Here is a 16,117-nt window from a genome sequence, read left to right on the forward strand (position 1 = left end):
GGCAATCCGTTTATCCTTTGCTGCAGAGCGGCGATCTTGATCCGGTGTTCAGGAAAAAAGCAGAGAAGGATAAAGGGAAAACCTTCGAAGAGATTAAGGCGTATTACCGCAAAGGGTACGCCACGAAGATTGAAAACATCGGTATTGAGAATGGCACGATGGAGTTTCACGTCGGTGAGCAGGTGAGTGCCTGTAAGTATGACTATGCGGGTTACAAAATTCTGAATTATGACTCAGGCAAAAAAGGCGTTCGTTACCTGTTTGAATGCAAGGATGCCAGCAGCAATGCGCCGAAATTCGTGCAGTTCAGCGACCATATCATCGGTCCACGCAAATCCACTCACTTCCATATTTTTACCGGCAGCACCTCTCAGGAAGCGCTGCTGAAAGAGATGGACAGCTGGCCAACGTATTACCCTTACCAGATGATGAATGAGCAGGTCGTCGACGAAATGCTGCACCACTAAAATGAACGACAGGCGAAAAAAAGCCTACCCGGAGGTAGGCTTCTTCTCACTTGCCGGGTAGTAGGAGTACCCAGCATGTTCATCAATTCGGCAGTGAGGCGACCACCATACAGGGATGTCAGCAGATAGCCAGCGCTGATCAAAGTTTAGTCTCTTATCACTGGGGTAGGGCGGAATTAGGGGGATTCTGGACTGAAATCCGCCCTGAAATGTCAGGCAGTTTTTTTTCACTGCGTTTTCAATAAGGCGGACAGTCAGCGGTTCTTACAGGAATTTATTAATAAGCAGACTAATAATAACAATAGCAAGAACTGCTAAGAATCATCTTAAGACTTGAGTGATAATCACTTCCGCCCCCTTCAAGAGCTAAGCCATTAAGAGTGCCGGAGATAAGCGCCGGGTGGGGAGCAGTCTTCAAAGAGGTCGCCATTCGGCGGCCTTTTCTCTTTCCGGCTTCCGGATATTCTCCCGTAGCCGTAACTGTTGCCGAAGCAGCGCAGAGAGAGCCGGGGGCTTTGGTGCAGAATGCGAAGATAAGCAGAATAAAAATTAATCAGTGCTGGTATGATTAGGCCCATTCACTAAAAAGGTCGACCACCATGTCCTTCTTAAATCAACTTATGGGCAGAATGACCAAAATGAGCTCAGAGACTAAATGTCCTGTTTGCGGAAAAACATCAAAACAATCTTTCGCTAAAGTTAACCGGGAACAAACGTTAATTTGCCCACACTGTAAATCTCTGTTCGTCGTCCATCCTTAACCCACCGCTGAGCTATACTTTAGTTACCCTATATCGGGTGATGGAGGTCTTATGCTCACAGACCCGGAAGTCAAAAGGTGGGCATCGTTGATGCTCACATCCGCCTTGCGCGGAGGGACGTGTAAAGAAACGATATGTCAGCAAATTGTGTTATTAAGGACGCGCCATGGCACAGCCGCATTGGAAGAGGTGTTAGAAGCAATGCTGTTAGAGGCTGGCCGCATAGGGACATTGCACAGTGACGGTACGTTGTATGTTCAGGAGAGTGTCAGCAACCTCGACCGGGCCCGGCACTGATAATTGTTCGTTCAGCCAAGTCTACCGCCTTCCTGAACTGGATCCTTGTTACAACGAAGGGTTCAGTTCACGAAGGCGGTTTTTTTTGGAAGTGCGGCGAAAGGCGGAGGTGAAAAAAGGGGAAGGGGAATGTGCAAAGCAGTGACCTGCCTCCAGGATTAGATACAACGCTAAGTCAGTAATGTCTGATCTTGACCCGCGTTAAGACGAAATGTAGAAATTATCATGGTTAGTAGAATTGCGTTTGCGCTCTGGAATAATGACTCACTCTCGATTTCAATCATATTTGCCCAGAATAACTTTTAGCTCATCCATATTTTCTTGCACTGCGGTTTTAAGACCCCGCCTCTCCAGCCACTTTCTGCCCCAAATACTCAAATCCATGACAATCTTGTTGAGCTCACGGCCTTCATCGCTCAACGAATACTCTACTTTAGGCGGAACAACAGGATAAACCTTTCGCAGGATCAGGCCATCCTCTTCAAGCTCGCGTAACTGCTTCGTCAGCAGCCGCTGGTTGATAGTGGTCATAGATCGCTGAAGCTCACTGAAACGCAGTGTACCGTCTTTAAAGAGATGGAAGAGGATCACCCCTTTCCACTTTCCCCCCATGATATGGAGTGCCGCTTCCATTGAGCAACCCGGCGCGCAGTCATAATTACGTAATTTTGTCATAATTTCCCAGTGGTTACCTTTTGGTTAGTATGTGTCTTTTTTTAGCGTATTTACTAAATATCTTCGTATGGTACTTTGCTCGGGTTAAATATCAAACACTTTCTGGAGAAGACATGTCAGCTTTACTTTTTGAACCCATTACCATTAAGGGCGTTGAATTCCGTAACCGTATAGCCATGTCACCGATGTGCATGCACTCTGCTTCTGACGACGGCCATGTGAACGATTTCCACGTCATCCATTACGGCTCACGGGCTTTGGGCGGCGCGGGATTGATCATGCTGGAAACCGCCGCCGTATTACCAAATGGCCCGATTGGCCCGGGCGACATTGGTATTTGGGACGACAGCCACGTTGAAGGGCTGTCACGCGTAACCGACGCTATTCATCGGTTTGGTGGGAAAGCCGGCGCACAAATCGGTCATGCTGGTCGTCAACTGGGCATTGACCTGCCGTCAATCGCTCCTTCAGCGATTCCTTTCACGCCACAGTCCCGCGTACCGCAGTCCATGAGCATTGAGCAGATCGAAGAGGTTGTAGAAGCTTTTCGCCAGAGTACGCGTCGTGCACGTCAAGCCGGTTTCGATGTTATCGAGATTCACGGTGCACATGGTTATTTGCTGAATCAGTTCCTGTCTCCGCTGGCTAACAAACGGACTGACGAGTACGGCGGAAGCCACAAAAAACGCTACCGTATAGTGCGTGAAGTTATCGATGCGGTACGCAGTGAGTGGAAAGGTCCGCTGTTCCTGCGCATTTCCACGACTGATTATGTGGAAGATGGTAACCGTCCAGAAGACTTCCTGATTTACGGGAAATGGATGAAAGAGCAAGGTATTGATTTACTGGACTGTTCAAGCGGTGGCATCGCCATGGTGCAGGTAAATACCTATCCCGGTTATCAGGTACCGGCTGCGGAGTTGCTGCGCCGAGAGCTGGATATCAAAATTGGTGCGGTAGGTCTGATCGAAACAGGTCGCCAGGCAGAAGAAATTTTGCAGAATGGTCGCGCCGATATCATTTTCGTGGGGCGCGATATGCTTAAGGATCCGTTCTGGGCACGTACAGCAGCGGATAATCTGAATGTAGAACTTCCGGTACCGGCGCAGTACACACGTTATGGATCCGGTTGGCAACGTTCTCAGCCACGCCAGCCAGCAGCTGAACTTGAGAGTACGGTAGAGCGTTAACAGGAAATCCTTCTAAGCCCGGGTACTCAATGGTTGTCAACTTGTTAAGATTATTAAGCCATTCTCTTAGCAACGACCTGGCCTTTCCAAGCAGTACGCGGGCGGCTTCCTGCGGATAAATGTTTTTACCGAATTCTGCCGCTTTCGTCAGAGAATGCATCGCAGCAAGCTCGTTTTTATCTGGCAGGTTCAGCTGCTGAGTAAAACAAGCTCTATGTATTGATCCGAAGTGAAAACAGGCAGCAAAAAAAATTAAACAATCCTCACCTTTAGCCGATAGTATATATATATTTTAAGAAAAGGAGGCGTAATGAGTTATTTTTTAATTATTCTACCAATATTAATTTCAATTTTGACTTATTTTCAATCTCTTAAGAAGGATAATTCAGGTCTAGTATCAGAGTTATCCAAGGAGCTTGCACTAAAAGAACCAAACCCTTACATCGTAGAATGCTTAGTAAGTAAAATTCATTCAATGCGGCCTATTCCTTATGAACACATAATGGCTCTGTTGAGAGCAAATAATGCTTACATGGCACTCATGTATATTTCAAAGTGTCGTAGGCTACTTTACTTGGCAAGATCAGTTATATGTGAAAATAAAGTTCATTTCGAATTTACACCTTGTTTTAAGAGAAAATCATCACGCATCATGATTTTAATTATATTTTTGGTGGTTATAGTGTTAATGTATAATGAGTTTTTTAAAATGCTTACAGATACTTTCGATGTTTATTATAAGATCCAAGCCCTTGCGCAAGTAAATGAATGGAAGAGGTCAGAATTACACCTCGAACTGGTGGCATATTTTTCAGCAGTTATAGCCTCACTATCTATCTACTTTCTCTTTGCTTGGCTATTGATCAACCTTTATCAGGCGAAGAACATGATTAAGAAGGCTAATCAAGCACTTAATGATGGATATATCTTTAAAGAATATAATCAGTTTAAAGAAGAAAAGAATTTTAACTAAATACTTGACTTGCTTCTTCATTGATCAATACACCGCTGTTTTAGTTACAGCTACACTAGCAGTAAGTGAAATTGCGAAGTTCTGCACTTTTCTCATGTAAGCTATCTCGTTAACTAAAATGTCAGATGATCAACATAGTTAGCTGTAATTAATGCGTATCGCGCCAGATTTTTACGCTGCGGTTTAGCAAACTCGATACTTTTTACATTCTAGAAACCAGGCTTCAATGATATTTAATTTCTTGCTATCCTGCCCGCTTTATATTAACTTTTATATAATTTTTTCTATGTTTTTTAAAATAAATAGATTTTTTTTAAAAGTAATCAATTGCAATTAAAATGCGGTTTTCATTTTTATAAATACGCTTTTGCTGATTTCACTAACTGCTCAGAAAAATTAAAGATGTCATCAATGCAAGCCAAAGGGTGTCTGATTTCTTTCTTATCGTCATCAAACAAGCCTATATAAATTTGGCTTCTATTTAAATGAAGTCTACAGATCGGTTTTCTGTTGTTATCATCAATGAGTATGCCAAAGTAACTTTTGGTATCTCTAAATCCAATTCTTTCTGGCGAAAGAGTAGTCCTTATGATTGATTTCACAATGTGAAAGCCTTCAATTTCTTCAGGCGTAGTCACTATATCACTGCTTTCATTGCTAATTGATGACTCTTCATCATTTTTTGTTGGATCCGAATCAGTCTTTGTATCAATAACTTTAGTGCTATTGATCGCTGATTTTAATCTCTCATTAACTTGATCAGTTAACCATTGTGTCAGTGACTTTTTAGTAAGGACTGAGAAGAGTTCTCTCACTTTCTGCGTTTGCACGCCTTCATAAACACGAGATGCAATTAATCTAACAAAATCATCGTCTGGTGTTATAAATTGTGAGGATATGATTTTCTTGATTTGACTCACGTATTTTAATTCACCAGCAGCATTTACTATTGACTCTACGTCAAAAGCACTTTTCGTCAGTTTGAATATCTCAGGAACTACATTTTCATCAATGTTATCTAGGTCCAACTCTAAAAATGGTTTCTCATCCATCTTATTCGGCGCATCAAGATCGGTGAAGAACTTATACACCTGGCCATTAGTCAGTATAGAGATTCTTGCAGTTGTGACGTGAAAATATCTGAAAAGTTGAGATGCATGATTTATGTTCAGCGGCTCACCAATTTTTTTACACTCGATGAGGATCTGTATTTGTTCATTCTTTATTATGGCGAAATCAATTTTCTCACCTTTTTTTGTTCCAACATCACAAATGAATTCTGGTATAACCTCTGTTGGATCAAAGACATCATAGCCAAGCACCTTGTTAATAAATGGCATGACAAAGGCACTTTTGGTTGCTTCTTCGGTTTTTATTAATGAAGCCTGTTGCTTTATTTTTTCAGAAAGGGCATTCAGAGTGTCCAAAATTTCCATTTTTCCCACCATTTTCTGTCGGTTTCATTGAAAAAAAATCCGTGCCTGATTTCGATGCCGTCATCGGGTATCTAAAAATCACAGGGTTATTTTGATAACCTCATTTCCGGTTGACGCAAAAGTGTGAAGAGCGATGCCAGACTCACTGACAGTGCTTAAACACAAAGCATATTTAAGAATCGTCTCATTTTGCAATAACATTAACTTATTAAGAATTTCTAATCAATACTTTAACAAAATATTTTGAAATGTATTTAACTAATTGAATTTAAGGTATTTTTTGTGTGTGGTCATCTTTTGTATCTGTTGATACTTAATTTATAAATGTCTTTTCATGAGAGGGCGCTGTTTTGAACGCAATCAGCTGACAGTCTTCCGGCTTGCTTTCCCAAATTACATGGCAACCATACCAATGATTCATTTTACGATGTTTAAGAATGTAACTTTTTGATATATATAACCTTTTTTAGTTATGGTGCCTTTCTCCTGGCGGAGTATTAATGTAGAGATTGCACGGAAGGTTTGTCACCACAAGGTTTATATAATTGGCATGTCGCAATAATTTATTATGAAGGCTTTATTGGGAGGGGAAGGGCAACATTAGAAGACGTACATTTATCCAATCCTCTAAAACGCTTTCTGTTTAATCGGATGCATATTCGATGCTTGAAAGGTCTGAACAGCGCGGCATGCCGAAAAACTGTCGATCGGGTCCTTTTGAAAGGCGAAAGGGTACCAGTATTGCGCTTGTCCCAACCTGGACGTCGTAAGGATTAACCATTACATCGTTTGCAGATAAATGATGATCCGCGAATATGCGGTTTGAGGGATTTATTACGTTTTGAATAACAGCTTCAACCGCATCTGAAACTTGTACTTTCGGGCAAGCTTCTGTATCAGCTTTCAACCCAAGCTGCATATCAACAAACAAAGCCGCCACACTGAAGCCAAAAATAGCCACTGCCCCAATAGCTATCCTTGCTAACTTGTTCATAAAAATTATCCATATCAGTGATTTATTAGATTTGATCGAATTGAAATCAACGCTCGCAAAAACGAATCCGGTTACCAAAAGGATCACAAACCTCCAGCGTTTTCCCCCAGTCTTGCTGCACGATATCTGGGCGTCCGTATCCATAATTCTTCTCCCTTAACGCATCCCTGAACACTTCAATATTGTGCATGGGGACAAAGAGTGTGGCTCCCGGGCAGGCATCGCCATGATGTTCAGAAAGATGCAGCTGAAGGCCATTTCGGCTGATGCCCATATAAAGAGGAAAATCAGCTTCAAATCGGTGTTCGAATTCAACGTTGAAATCCAGAAAACCCAAGTAAAATTCTCGGGCTTTTGCTACGTCAAAGATTCGTAAGATGGGGATGGTTTTTTCAAAGGTTATACTGGATTGAGTGGCTTCAGGTTCAAGAGCCGCTGATGCTGCCTTCCAGTCTTGGTAACCTAACTGATGCGACACAATCTCCAGTGCGGAGGAGGGCGTTAGTTCAAGGTTATGTAACTTCATTGACTCGCACAACGTTGTAGCCATCAGTCTGGCTTGCTCAATTGATACCATCTTTCCTCCACCCTCAAGGGCATCTCGGCGTAATGTGTTAATCCCGGTTATTCTTGAAGGTCATAAAAACAAAGTCAGGAAGAAAATGCATTCATCCTCTCTCACAAACCTGCTTGCAACTCATGGCGCGCGGCTTCAGCAATAAAGTGACTTCTGTCGCGATAAACCGCTGGTTGCTCTTTAACACGATTGTCTATCCGGCTGATAAGCGTATCGGGTAGAGCAATGTTGATGCGTTGCTGCTTACCTTCAAACTGAGACAGATCTACGTCGATCATAAACCAGGAGTCATAGTCAGCATAATCAGGGTGACGAGAATAGGCCAGATAGCCGTCATCTTTGATCGCTTCAACGGAATAGTTGCCACTCAGCAGCATTTCTTCAACGTTCAATAAAATGGCTTCCCTCACCATGGGTGCAATCTCCTGTTCAGAGTCAGCAGCAGAGAAGCACCCATAATCGTGAACAAAAAAAGCCGGAACAATCATACCGTAGGCGGTATTTTCATCTGATGGTGTTTCAACGCCGACAGAAAAGAACATGCAAACCTCCTTATACGGCGGGCTCAGATGCCAGCCATTTTTTTAATGGATTTCACGGTACCAAGCGGCAGGTCTTTTTTGGGATGAGGGACCGCAAAGGTCTTTCCCGTAATGGGTGACCACCAGATCTGATGGCTTCCTCCGTTATGTCGACTGAGTTCGCATCCTGCTTTTGCCAACTCTTTCAGTAGTTCAGTCGATTTCATTTGCCCTCCTGGCAGAGTTCACTATACACACATATACACATTGCTGAAAAGGTGTCACTAACGTTTAATCATGAACCTCTCTTCTAAAAACACCGTTGATGTAGCGCATAAACAGCCGCGCTCAAACTTTGAAACGCTATATGTGACTCAGAACATTGGGATCTGCTGAGTCTGGGTATATCTTATGTGCAGGCATGTTGCCTGGAGGGGAGTTTATGAAGACAGTGATTGTAGTGTTAGCCTGCCTGGTGCTGTCCGGGTGTGGCGCAGGGATAGCTTCGCTGATTCCTTCTTCAGATGTTTGTCCGAACGGCATCGACAGCGTTACCGGCCAGTGCCGATAAAAACCTGCCGTATCGGGATTAGCTGTGTTGGATCCTGATATCGGCATCGCTTACCTTGCCACCAAGTTGCTGCCCTGATAACAGAGGGATGCGGAATTCAGCCGAATCGCTTGCCAGGCAGACGGTCCGTAAATGGCGATTGCAGATAAACCAGATTTCATCCCGGTCGTTCGACAGAATGTAATAAGCATCGGACGTTTCAGAAGGATTAAAACAGCCTAAAGCCCGGTAAGCCGTATCACTGTTAAACCCGCTTTGCAGGGGAAGAGGACGAGGACCGTTTTCCATCTCCTTCACTTTGAGGTACAAACCTTGTTCCAGCCAAAGCATAAGTCACCAATAGGTTGTGATAAGTCCTGTAATTATAACCAGCCTTCGATTATTCAACTCGTCTGCGACAGTAATTGCTAACTCTGTCACAGACGTGCCAATTTTATCCCCATCTCACCCGGATTTACTGGTCTTTGTAGGGATCTTTCTTATGATCTTCGCTGTCGTCACGGGTCCTTGGGATCTCACCATGTTCTTCAGGGTTATCTTTGGCAGGATGCTCGCTTTCCTTAATCTCTTTTTCGTGTTTTCCACTCTCTTTCGTATTGCCAGCCATGTTTATCTCCTTCTTTTATCAGGTGTAATAAGGATAGACGAAAAATTCGTCAAACTGGCTAAATCCCACACGTAATTAGCGGATACTCCTGGCGGGATCCGTTAAATAATCACTTGGTCGGATTAAGGTTAATTAACGAGTTAACGCAAATTAGTCTTGTAAACTTACGTAATAACAATAAATAAATGAAATTGAACGTTTTTTTATTAAAGTAAGTAAAGAAAGCTTATTTGTAGCTAAAGGTATCTGTGATTTGTTAACAAAATTATTAAAATATTCACCTAATTTTTTAATAATTGTTGAACTAAGTTACTCATATGTCGCACACAAAAAAAGTTATTCCTGCTGTCTCGCTTCTGGCCCTGCTCATCTGCTCCAGCGTTCATGCTGAAGAGACGGAAAAGACCGATGTCCTGCTGATTGGCGGCGGCATTATGAGTGCTTCTTTAGGCACCTTGCTGCATGACCTCCAGCCTGACTGGAAGCAGCTGATGGTTGAAAAACTGGATGGCGTAGCCCTGGAGTCCTCTAACGGCTGGAACAATGCCGGGACTGGCCACTCCGCCAACATGGAGCTGAACTACACGCCGGAGCGTCCGGACGGTTCCATCGATTACAGCAAAGCGCTGGAAATCAACGAAGCCTTCATGATCTCCCGTCAGTTCTGGACCACTCAGGTTCAGCGCGGTGTGATGAGCAATCCTCGCTCCTTTATTAACTCCACGCCGCACATGAGCTTTGTCTGGGGTGATAAGAACGTCGACTTCCTGACCAAACGCTACAAAGCGCTGCAGGAAACCACGCTGTTCCAGGGGATGCAGTTCTCTACCGATCAGAACCAGATTAAGAAGTGGGCTCCGCTGGTTATTGAAGGCCGCGATCCGCAGCAGAAAGTTGCCGCAACCTGGACACCAGTGGGCACCGACGTCAACTACGGTGAAATCACCCGCCAGCTGGTCGGTAGCCTGAAGAAGAACGACAACTTCAAGCTGGAAACCTCTACCGAAGCGACTGACTTCAAACGCAATGCCGACAACTCCTGGCACGTTACCGTGACCGATGTGAAAACCGGTAACACCCACGCTGTTGACGCTAAATATGTCTTCATCGGTGCTGGCGGCGGCGCGCTGAAACTGCTGCAGAAAACCGGTATTCCTGAAGCCGAAAACTACGGTGGATTCCCGGTTGGCGGATCGTTCCTGGTGACCGAGAACCAGGATGTTGCTCGTCTTCACAACGATAAAGTTTACGGACAGGCTTCAGTTGGTGCTCCACCAATGTCGGTTCCACACCTGGACTCACGTTACCTTGATGGTAAGCACGTGGTTCTTTTTGGACCGTTCGCGACCTTCTCAACCAAGTTCCTGAAGCAGGGTTCATTTATGGATCTGCTGAGCACCACCACCACCAAAAACGTTATCCCAATGACGGATGTCGGCATGGATAACTTCGATCTGGTGAAATACCTGATCGGTCAGGTGATGTTGAGTGATGATGACCGTTTTGCGGCGCTGAAAGAGTATTACCCGGCAGCCCGTAAAGAAGACTGGAAGCTGATTCAGGCTGGTCAGCGTGTGCAGATCATCAAGAAAGATGCTGAGAAGGGCGGCGTGCTGAAACTGGGCACAGAAATTGTGACCGACCAGCAGAAAACGCTGGCTGCGCTGTTGGGTGCTTCTCCGGGCGCTTCTACCGCTGCACCTATCTCCATCAACGTGATGAAGAAACTGTTCCCTGAGCAGTTCAACTCACCAGAATGGCAGAGCAAAATCCGCACCATCGTGCCTAGCTACGGTCAGGAACTGAATGGCAACGTGGCGTTAACTCAGAAAGTCTGGGATGACACCGCCGCTGCACTGCAACTGACTAAACCGCCGGTCATCAACATGAAAAATGTTGAAAAAGACGCTGTTAGCGTACCAGACAGCCACAAATCAGTGGTCACTGGTCAGCATGACATGGCACTTTAAGCCTTAGTTTGCTGAAAGCCCCTGACGGAAACGTCAGGGGCTTTTTTGTTTCTGAGCGTCGCTCCTCACTGGTTTTGCAGGGGAGCTTTACAGCGAAGTTTGGGCCAGCGGCGGCGTTAGCTTGTGCTATTATCGCTGCGCTTATTTCTGGTGCCCTTAGCATCAGGCCTTAACGACGAATGAGGAAATCATGAAAATTGGTTATTTGTTCCCGGCCGCTGTGGGGATTGCGGGTGTCACTTTGCTGATCTGGTTTATCGCCAGCGGGGCGTGGATGCCGGGCGCTTAGCTCTCGGAATTATCCAGCGCCAATCAGGGGCCGACCTCTGCTACCCTAAAGGGAGACATATAAGGGAGGCCTATGCGCACAAGAAATGCACTTTTGATTATCGCCCTGTCGGCAGTTTCACTGTCGGCTTCCGCTGCCGAGTCGTTAACCTGCAGCCTCACGCACAGCGTAGACTCTCCGGGACAGCAGCCGAAAGTCTCGGTAGTCAGCAAAAATTCTGCTGTTACCGATGAAGGCACCAGCTTCACTTTCTCAACCGATGGACAGAAGCGCATCACCAGCCCAGAGCTGCAGCCGCTGAAGACTGACGATGGCGAAACGGCGCTGGCCGCCAAGGTGAAAGATGTCACCTTCGTGAAGCTGAAAGACAGCTACGTGCTGCGCAATAAAAGCGAAAGCTACGTCTACTCGGACTGTAAACCAGCCGGCAAGTAAGACAGCAAGCACCGCCCGACAAACCCAGCCTCCGCGCTGGGTTTTTTATTGCTCCTGTCCAGCCATTTACTGAATTTTTTCCGTCACTTACTTATGACAATTTTGAAATGTTTTAGAAACAGGCTTTCCCATTGCCGCCGTGAAGCTTAAACTAGCTGACTTTAGGGTGGTCATCGTCGCCCATTTGACAGGAGTAATGTATGGTTTCCCCGCTGAAGGTTGCATTTATTAAAGCCAACTGGCACGCCGACATCGTTAACCAGACGCTGGTTGGGTTTAAGAACGAGATGGCCGCGCGTGACGTTGACTGCCAGATTACCGTTCTGGACGTTCCAGGTGCCTTTGAGATGCCGCTGCTGGCACAACGCCTGGCCAAACGTGGTGACGTTGATGCGATTGTCTGTGCTGCGCTGGTTGTCGATGGCGGCATCTACCGTCACGACTTCGTTGCTCAGGCCGTAGTGACGGGCCTGATGGATGTGCAGCTGGCTACAGACGTGCCGGTTTTCTCGGTCTCTCTGACGCCGCATAACTTCCAGCCTGCTGAGGAGTTCACCGGGTTCTACAGCGAACACTTCATCAAGAAGGGCGCTGAAGCTGCCCGTGCCGTTTGCATGGTTGCTGACCTGAAGTAAGCGCACCAGCTAAGGCCAAATGACGCCGGGCGAAGCAATCCCCCGGCGTTTTTTTATTGCCTTTGGTCCTACCAATTCCATCAATCTGTGATCCCGCTTAGGCACTGACATCATCAGGTTACGCAATTGTTGCATTGTAGTGAGCGAAAGAGGAACAATCGCCCGGTCGAACGCCTCTTTTGGTAGGACCAATTACGATGAGCAATGAACTTCTGGTCGATCGCCTGCGGGACTTTATCCACGCTAACCAACTGCAACCCGGCGCGCGTCTGCCTGCTGAGCGTCAACTGGCGCAGCAGTTTGGCGTCTCTCGATCTTCTCTGCGTGAAGCAATACAGAACCTGACCAGCCAGGGCGTGTTAATCAGCCGTCGCGGCGGGGGGACTTTCCTGCAATCCGAAGCAGTAGACTGGACGGAAGAGCGTTTGGTGATGCCGCTGAGTTCGCTATTGGCCGACGATCCGGGCTACCGCTATGACGTGCTGGAAGCGCGTATGGCGATTGAATCAAGCACCGCCTGGCACGCCGCCAGCCGGGCCACAGAAGAAGATAAAGCGCGCCTGAAAACCTGTTTTGATGCGATGAAAACCCTCTCCGATCGTGACGATCCCGATCTGGCTGCTCACGCTGACGTGCGCTTTCATCTGGCGATTGCGGAGGCTGCGCACAACCTGGTTTTGCTGCAAGCAATGCGCGGTCTGTTCGATCTGCTGCAATCCTCGGTGATGCAAAGCCGCCAGAAGATGTTCAATCAACCTGCCATTCTCGACCAGCTCTCCGCACAGCATCAGGCTATCTACCTGGCGATTGTCGCCGGTGAAGCTGATGCCGCCCGAGAAGCCACTCTCCACCATCTTGAGTTTGTTGCCCAAACCCTGCATGGCCTGACAGAGCAGGAGGCGCGCCATGCCCGCAGCCTGCGTATTCCGGAAAATAAACAGCAGCTTAAGTGAGGCACACCTGTGATTATCTCCTCCTCCAAAGATTACCGCGCAGCGGCAAAAGCCAAGATCCCTCCGTTCCTGTTTCACTATGCGGATGGCGGGGCTTATGACGAACACACGCTGCAGCGCAACTGTGAAGACCTGGCTGATATCGCGCTACGTCAGCGCATTCTGCGCAACATGTCTTCGTTGAGTCTGGAGACCAAACTGTTTAACGAAACCCTGTCGATGCCGGTTGCGTTGGCCCCCGTCGGCTTGTGCGGCATGTACGCAAGACGCGGAGAAGTGCAGGCCGCCCGTGCTGCCGATAAAAAGGGCATTCCTTTTACTTTATCGACCGTTTCCGTGTGCCCAATTGAAGAAGTCGCCCCGGCAATGACTCGTCCGATGTGGTTCCAGCTGTACGTGCTGCGCGACCGTGGATTCATGCGTAATGCGCTGGAACGTGCTCAGGCCGCTGGCTGTACCACGCTGGTCTTCACCGTGGATATGCCGGTGCCAGGCGCGCGTTACCGCGATGCCCATTCCGGGATGAGCGGCCCGAATGCGGCGATGCGCCGTTACCTGCAATCCGTAACGCACCCGCAGTGGGCGTGGGATGTCGGCTTGCATGGACGGCCTCATGATTTGGGTAATATCTCGGCCTATCGCGGGGAGCCGACCAATCTGCAGGATTACATCGGCTGGCTGGCAAACAATTTCGATCCCTCGATCTCGTGGAGCGATCTGGAGTGGATCCGCGACTTCTGGAAGGGGCCGATGATCATTAAAGGCATTCTGGATCCTGAAGACGCGCGCGATGCTGTCCGCTTTGGCGCAGATGGCATTGTGGTGTCCAATCACGGTGGCCGGCAGCTGGATGGCGTGCTCTCTTCAGCCCGTGCTTTACCAGCGATTGCTGATGCCGTGAAAGGCGACCTGACAATCCTGGCCGATGGCGGCGTACGCAGTGGACTGGATGTCTTGCGAATGCTGGCGTTAGGTGCCGATACGGCGTTAATTGGGCGTGCGTTCCTCTATGCGCTGGCAACCGACGGCGAAGCGGGCGTCACGAATCTTCTCAATCTGTTTGAGAAAGAAATGCGTGTAGCGATGACGCTGACCGGTGCCAGTTCGATTGCCGAGATCACCCGTGATTCGCTGGTCGCTGCGGCGAAACAGTAGCCGGTCTGATAAAAAAATCGCCGATAAATGGCCGCAGGGGAGAGAAGTCCCCTGTACTTTTTTGTTCCTCTGCCGATAACCCTCTCAGAGTGATTTCAGGTGCGCAACGGCGTGCAGGAAGTGACGCTTCCCGTATGCGCCTCGTTGAGAGCAGCGACGAAAACTAGAGGATTAAAATGGATAACTTTCAGAAAGAGATCGATGAGCGCGCAAACCTCGCCTTATCCAATAAATTTGAACTGCTGGTGTTCCGCTTAGGCTCCGATCTCAATGAAGAAAAGTCTGAGTTATTCGGCATTAACGTCTTCAAACTGCGCGAAATCGTGCCGATGACCACCATCACCAAAGCGGCTGGCATGAAGTCGCCGTTGTTAGGGATGGCCAACATTCGCGGTCAGTTTATCCCGGTTATCGATCTTCCTGCGGTAGTGGGCTGCACGCCAACTACCGGTCTGAACCTGATTCTGGTCACCGAATACGCCCGCAGTACGCAGGCATTTGCCGTCGAATCTGTTGAGGATATCGTTCGTCTGGACTGGAGCCAGGTGCACGCCGCTGAAGCGGGCGTCAGCAGCCGTAACATCACCAGCATCGCCTGTCTGAATACCGACAAAGATAACAATACCACCATGGCGTTAGTGCTGGACGTAGAGCAGATCCTGCATGACGTTATCCCTTCAGTCCGTGAAGTGAAAGAGGGCGACATCAAGCTGAAAGAGTTTGATATCCGTCCAGGTTCTATCGCGATAGTGGCAGAAGATTCTAAAGTTGCCCGTCAGATGCTCGAACAAGGCCTAAAGGCAATGGCGATCCCGGCGGAAATGCACAACACCGGGCTGGAAGCCTGGAACCGGATCAAAGCGATTCAGCAGCAGTGTAAGGAAGAAGGGATCTCGATCCGCGATAAAATCTCGATGGTGCTGACCGACCTGGAAATGCCAGAAATGGATGGTTTTACCCTGACGCGCAACATCAAAACCGATATCAGCCTGCGTGATATTCCGGTGGTGATCCACTCTTCACTGTCTGGTAGCGCTAACGAAGATCACGTCCGTAAAGTCGGTGCTAACGGTTATGTGGCGAAGTTTGAGATCAACCAGCTTTCCGCGGTGATCCACAAGGTGCTGGCAGAAGCCCCTCGCTGAGGCGAGGAGCTTTACCCCGTTACCGGCGGTTATTGCACAGAATAGAGAAGTTGAGTGCGGCGGCTACTGACAGCCACGCCAGGTATGGGATCAGGAGCAGGCCAGTCAGCGCTTCAAGCTGAAGGGCCATCACCACCATTGTGGCAACAACCAGCCACAGCAGGGTCAGGATAATCATCCCGGCGAGAATGCGGTGCGAACCAAAGAACACCGGTGTCCACAGCGTGTTCAACGCAATTTGCGCCGCCCACAATGCCAGCAGTGTCTCGCTGCCTGGCAACATCGTCAGACGGTAGCCAGCCCAGGCGATCAGCAGATAGATAATCGTCCAGGCCACCGGGAATGCCCAGTTGGGCGGGGTGAAGCTCGGTTTTTTTAACGCCTGATACCAGCTGCCTGGTTTAAACAACATGCCGGTACTGCCTGCAGCGCAGCAGGCAAAAAGAAAGATAAAGAAGGTCATCCG

The 16,117-nt window shown here is 47.8% G+C and carries 22 protein-coding genes; 13 read left to right on the top strand and 9 right to left on the bottom strand.

Going from position 1 to position 16,117, the window contains the following annotated elements:
• Together WCC56_RS11580 and WCC56_RS11585 are read left to right on the top strand one after the other, a co-directional pair.
• On the top strand, positions 1 to 467 hold a 467-nt coding region (locus WCC56_RS11580), incomplete at its 5' end, for a ZinT/AdcA family metal-binding protein (protein WP_424692516.1).
• Between the two features lie 599 nt (positions 468 to 1,066).
• The gene (locus tag WCC56_RS11585) at positions 1,067 to 1,228 is read left to right on the top strand and encodes a YnfU family zinc-binding protein (RefSeq protein ID WP_424692517.1); all 162 of its coding nucleotides are present in this window, start codon (positions 1,067 to 1,069) and stop codon (positions 1,226 to 1,228) included.
• Positions 1,229 to 1,801: 573 nt separating this feature from the next.
• On the opposite strand, the gene WCC56_RS11590 is transcribed toward WCC56_RS11585, so the two are convergent.
• Positions 1,802 to 2,158, bottom strand: coding sequence for a winged helix-turn-helix transcriptional regulator (locus WCC56_RS11590; RefSeq protein ID WP_424692518.1), 357 nt, complete (start codon positions 2,156 to 2,158; stop codon positions 1,802 to 1,804).
• 155 nt (positions 2,159 to 2,313) lie between these two features.
• Here WCC56_RS11590 and namA point away from each other — a divergent pair, with 155 nt between their 5' ends.
• Both namA and WCC56_RS11600 read left to right on the top strand, forming a co-directional pair.
• On the top strand, positions 2,314 to 3,390 hold the full coding sequence (gene namA / locus WCC56_RS11595; protein WP_424692519.1) for an NADPH dehydrogenase NamA: 1,077 nt from the start codon (positions 2,314 to 2,316) through the stop codon (positions 3,388 to 3,390).
• A 310-nt stretch (positions 3,391 to 3,700) separates the two neighbouring features.
• Entirely contained in the window at positions 3,701 to 4,363 is a 663-nt protein-coding gene (locus tag WCC56_RS11600) for a hypothetical protein (protein ID WP_424692520.1), read from the top strand.
• Between the two features lie 353 nt (positions 4,364 to 4,716).
• Here the strand turns inward: WCC56_RS11600 and WCC56_RS11605 are convergent, their stop codons facing one another.
• A complete protein-coding gene (locus WCC56_RS11605) occupies positions 4,717 to 5,760 on the bottom strand; it encodes a type I restriction endonuclease (RefSeq protein ID WP_424692605.1) in 1,044 nt (347 codons plus the stop codon).
• Between WCC56_RS11605 and WCC56_RS11610 the strand changes: the two genes are divergently transcribed.
• Positions 5,702 to 5,830 carry a hypothetical protein gene (locus tag WCC56_RS11610; RefSeq protein WP_424692521.1) on the top strand — a complete coding sequence of 43 codons (129 nt, stop codon included), beginning with the start codon at positions 5,702 to 5,704 and terminating at the stop codon, positions 5,828 to 5,830. The genes WCC56_RS11605 and WCC56_RS11610 overlap by 59 nt on opposite strands.
• A 612-nt stretch (positions 5,831 to 6,442) precedes the next feature.
• Here the strand turns inward: WCC56_RS11610 and WCC56_RS11615 are convergent.
• The 4 genes from WCC56_RS11615 to WCC56_RS11630 form a co-directional block, all read right to left on the bottom strand.
• Positions 6,443 to 6,793, bottom strand: a complete 351-nt coding sequence (locus tag WCC56_RS11615; RefSeq protein ID WP_424692522.1) for a hypothetical protein — start codon at positions 6,791 to 6,793, stop codon at positions 6,443 to 6,445.
• 46 nt (positions 6,794 to 6,839) lie between these two features.
• Positions 6,840 to 7,370, bottom strand: a complete 531-nt coding sequence (locus WCC56_RS11620) for a glyoxalase superfamily protein (RefSeq protein WP_424692523.1) — start codon at positions 7,368 to 7,370, stop codon at positions 6,840 to 6,842.
• Positions 7,371 to 7,471: 101 nt separating this feature from the next.
• A complete protein-coding gene (locus WCC56_RS11625) occupies positions 7,472 to 7,912 on the bottom strand; it encodes a type II toxin-antitoxin system HicB family antitoxin (RefSeq protein ID WP_424692524.1) in 441 nt (146 codons plus the stop codon).
• 23 nt (positions 7,913 to 7,935) lie between these two features.
• Complete coding sequence (locus tag WCC56_RS11630) at positions 7,936 to 8,118, bottom strand: type II toxin-antitoxin system HicA family toxin (protein ID WP_424692525.1); 183 nt, start codon at positions 8,116 to 8,118, stop codon at positions 7,936 to 7,938.
• A 215-nt stretch (positions 8,119 to 8,333) separates the two neighbouring features.
• On the opposite strand from WCC56_RS11630, the gene WCC56_RS11635 reads away from it, so the two are divergent.
• Positions 8,334 to 8,462: a hypothetical protein gene (locus WCC56_RS11635; RefSeq protein ID WP_424692526.1), complete on the top strand. Its 129-nt coding sequence runs from the start codon at positions 8,334 to 8,336 to the stop codon at positions 8,460 to 8,462.
• An 18-nt stretch (positions 8,463 to 8,480) separates the two neighbouring features.
• Here WCC56_RS11635 and WCC56_RS11640 read toward each other — a convergent pair whose 3' ends face one another.
• Together WCC56_RS11640 and WCC56_RS11645 are read right to left on the bottom strand one after the other, a co-directional pair.
• Complete coding sequence (locus WCC56_RS11640; protein WP_424692527.1) at positions 8,481 to 8,792, bottom strand: hypothetical protein; 312 nt, start codon at positions 8,790 to 8,792, stop codon at positions 8,481 to 8,483.
• A gap of 124 nt (positions 8,793 to 8,916) precedes the next feature.
• Positions 8,917 to 9,069 (bottom strand): hypothetical protein, encoded by a 153-nt coding sequence (locus WCC56_RS11645; protein ID WP_424692528.1) that lies wholly within the window; start codon positions 9,067 to 9,069, stop codon positions 8,917 to 8,919.
• Positions 9,070 to 9,386: 317 nt separating this feature from the next.
• On the opposite strand from WCC56_RS11645, the gene mqo reads away from it, so the two are divergent.
• The 7 genes from mqo (at position 9,387) to WCC56_RS11680 (ending at position 15,651) form a co-directional block, all read left to right on the top strand.
• Positions 9,387 to 11,039: a malate dehydrogenase (quinone) gene (gene mqo, locus WCC56_RS11650; protein ID WP_424692529.1), complete on the top strand. Its 1,653-nt coding sequence runs from the start codon at positions 9,387 to 9,389 to the stop codon at positions 11,037 to 11,039.
• A gap of 190 nt (positions 11,040 to 11,229) precedes the next feature.
• Complete coding sequence (locus WCC56_RS11655) at positions 11,230 to 11,328, top strand: YoaK family small membrane protein (protein ID WP_141653825.1); 99 nt, start codon at positions 11,230 to 11,232, stop codon at positions 11,326 to 11,328.
• A gap of 72 nt (positions 11,329 to 11,400) precedes the next feature.
• Positions 11,401 to 11,763: a hypothetical protein gene (locus tag WCC56_RS11660; protein WP_424692530.1), complete on the top strand. Its 363-nt coding sequence runs from the start codon at positions 11,401 to 11,403 to the stop codon at positions 11,761 to 11,763.
• Positions 11,764 to 11,963: 200 nt separating this feature from the next.
• Positions 11,964 to 12,398, top strand: a complete 435-nt coding sequence (locus tag WCC56_RS11665; protein ID WP_424692531.1) for a 6,7-dimethyl-8-ribityllumazine synthase — start codon at positions 11,964 to 11,966, stop codon at positions 12,396 to 12,398.
• 197 nt (positions 12,399 to 12,595) lie between these two features.
• Complete coding sequence (gene lldR / locus WCC56_RS11670) at positions 12,596 to 13,351, top strand: transcriptional regulator LldR (protein WP_424692532.1); 756 nt, start codon at positions 12,596 to 12,598, stop codon at positions 13,349 to 13,351.
• A gap of 9 nt (positions 13,352 to 13,360) precedes the next feature.
• The gene (gene lldD / locus WCC56_RS11675) at positions 13,361 to 14,506 is read left to right on the top strand and encodes an FMN-dependent L-lactate dehydrogenase LldD (protein WP_424692533.1); all 1,146 of its coding nucleotides are present in this window, start codon (positions 13,361 to 13,363) and stop codon (positions 14,504 to 14,506) included.
• 176 nt (positions 14,507 to 14,682) lie between these two features.
• Positions 14,683 to 15,651: a chemotaxis protein gene (locus tag WCC56_RS11680; protein WP_424692534.1), complete on the top strand. Its 969-nt coding sequence runs from the start codon at positions 14,683 to 14,685 to the stop codon at positions 15,649 to 15,651.
• A gap of 19 nt (positions 15,652 to 15,670) precedes the next feature.
• Here the strand turns inward: WCC56_RS11680 and tspO are convergent, their stop codons facing one another.
• On the bottom strand, positions 15,671 to 16,114 hold the full coding sequence (tspO, locus tag WCC56_RS11685) for a tryptophan-rich sensory protein TspO (RefSeq protein ID WP_424692535.1): 444 nt from the start codon (positions 16,112 to 16,114) through the stop codon (positions 15,671 to 15,673).
• Between the last annotated feature and the right edge of the window lie 3 nt (positions 16,115 to 16,117).

This window comes from Erwinia sp. (assembly GCF_049696395.1).
In the GTDB taxonomy this organism is placed as follows: Bacteria; Pseudomonadota; Gammaproteobacteria; order Enterobacterales; family Enterobacteriaceae; genus Erwinia.

Coding starts and splice junctions, on each gene's coding strand:
- namA (WP_424692519.1), top strand. CDS start 2,314: ATGTCAGCTTTACTTTTTGAACCCATTACCATTAAGGGCGTTGAATTC.
- WCC56_RS11660 (WP_424692530.1), top strand. CDS start 11,401: ATGCGCACAAGAAATGCACTTTTGATTATCGCCCTGTCGGCAGTTTCA.
- WCC56_RS11625 (WP_424692524.1), bottom strand. CDS start 7,912: ATGTTCTTTTCTGTCGGCGTTGAAACACCATCAGATGAAAATACCGCC.
- WCC56_RS11610 (WP_424692521.1), top strand. CDS start 5,702: ATGACAAAGGCACTTTTGGTTGCTTCTTCGGTTTTTATTAATGAAGCC.
- WCC56_RS11680 (WP_424692534.1), top strand. CDS start 14,683: ATGGATAACTTTCAGAAAGAGATCGATGAGCGCGCAAACCTCGCCTTA.
- WCC56_RS11640 (WP_424692527.1), bottom strand. CDS start 8,792: ATGCTTTGGCTGGAACAAGGTTTGTACCTCAAAGTGAAGGAGATGGAA.
- WCC56_RS11665 (WP_424692531.1), top strand. CDS start 11,964: ATGGTTTCCCCGCTGAAGGTTGCATTTATTAAAGCCAACTGGCACGCC.
- WCC56_RS11630 (WP_424692525.1), bottom strand. CDS start 8,118: ATGAAATCGACTGAACTACTGAAAGAGTTGGCAAAAGCAGGATGCGAA.
- tspO (WP_424692535.1), bottom strand. CDS start 16,114: ATGACCTTCTTTATCTTTCTTTTTGCCTGCTGCGCTGCAGGCAGTACC.
- WCC56_RS11620 (WP_424692523.1), bottom strand. CDS start 7,370: ATGGTATCAATTGAGCAAGCCAGACTGATGGCTACAACGTTGTGCGAG.
- WCC56_RS11600 (WP_424692520.1), top strand. CDS start 3,701: ATGAGTTATTTTTTAATTATTCTACCAATATTAATTTCAATTTTGACT.
- WCC56_RS11655 (WP_141653825.1), top strand. CDS start 11,230: ATGAAAATTGGTTATTTGTTCCCGGCCGCTGTGGGGATTGCGGGTGTC.
- WCC56_RS11585 (WP_424692517.1), top strand. CDS start 1,067: ATGTCCTTCTTAAATCAACTTATGGGCAGAATGACCAAAATGAGCTCA.
- lldR (WP_424692532.1), top strand. CDS start 12,596: ATGAGCAATGAACTTCTGGTCGATCGCCTGCGGGACTTTATCCACGCT.
- mqo (WP_424692529.1), top strand. CDS start 9,387: ATGTCGCACACAAAAAAAGTTATTCCTGCTGTCTCGCTTCTGGCCCTG.
- WCC56_RS11635 (WP_424692526.1), top strand. CDS start 8,334: ATGAAGACAGTGATTGTAGTGTTAGCCTGCCTGGTGCTGTCCGGGTGT.
- WCC56_RS11590 (WP_424692518.1), bottom strand. CDS start 2,158: ATGGAAGCGGCACTCCATATCATGGGGGGAAAGTGGAAAGGGGTGATC.
- WCC56_RS11645 (WP_424692528.1), bottom strand. CDS start 9,069: ATGGCTGGCAATACGAAAGAGAGTGGAAAACACGAAAAAGAGATTAAG.
- WCC56_RS11615 (WP_424692522.1), bottom strand. CDS start 6,793: ATGAACAAGTTAGCAAGGATAGCTATTGGGGCAGTGGCTATTTTTGGC.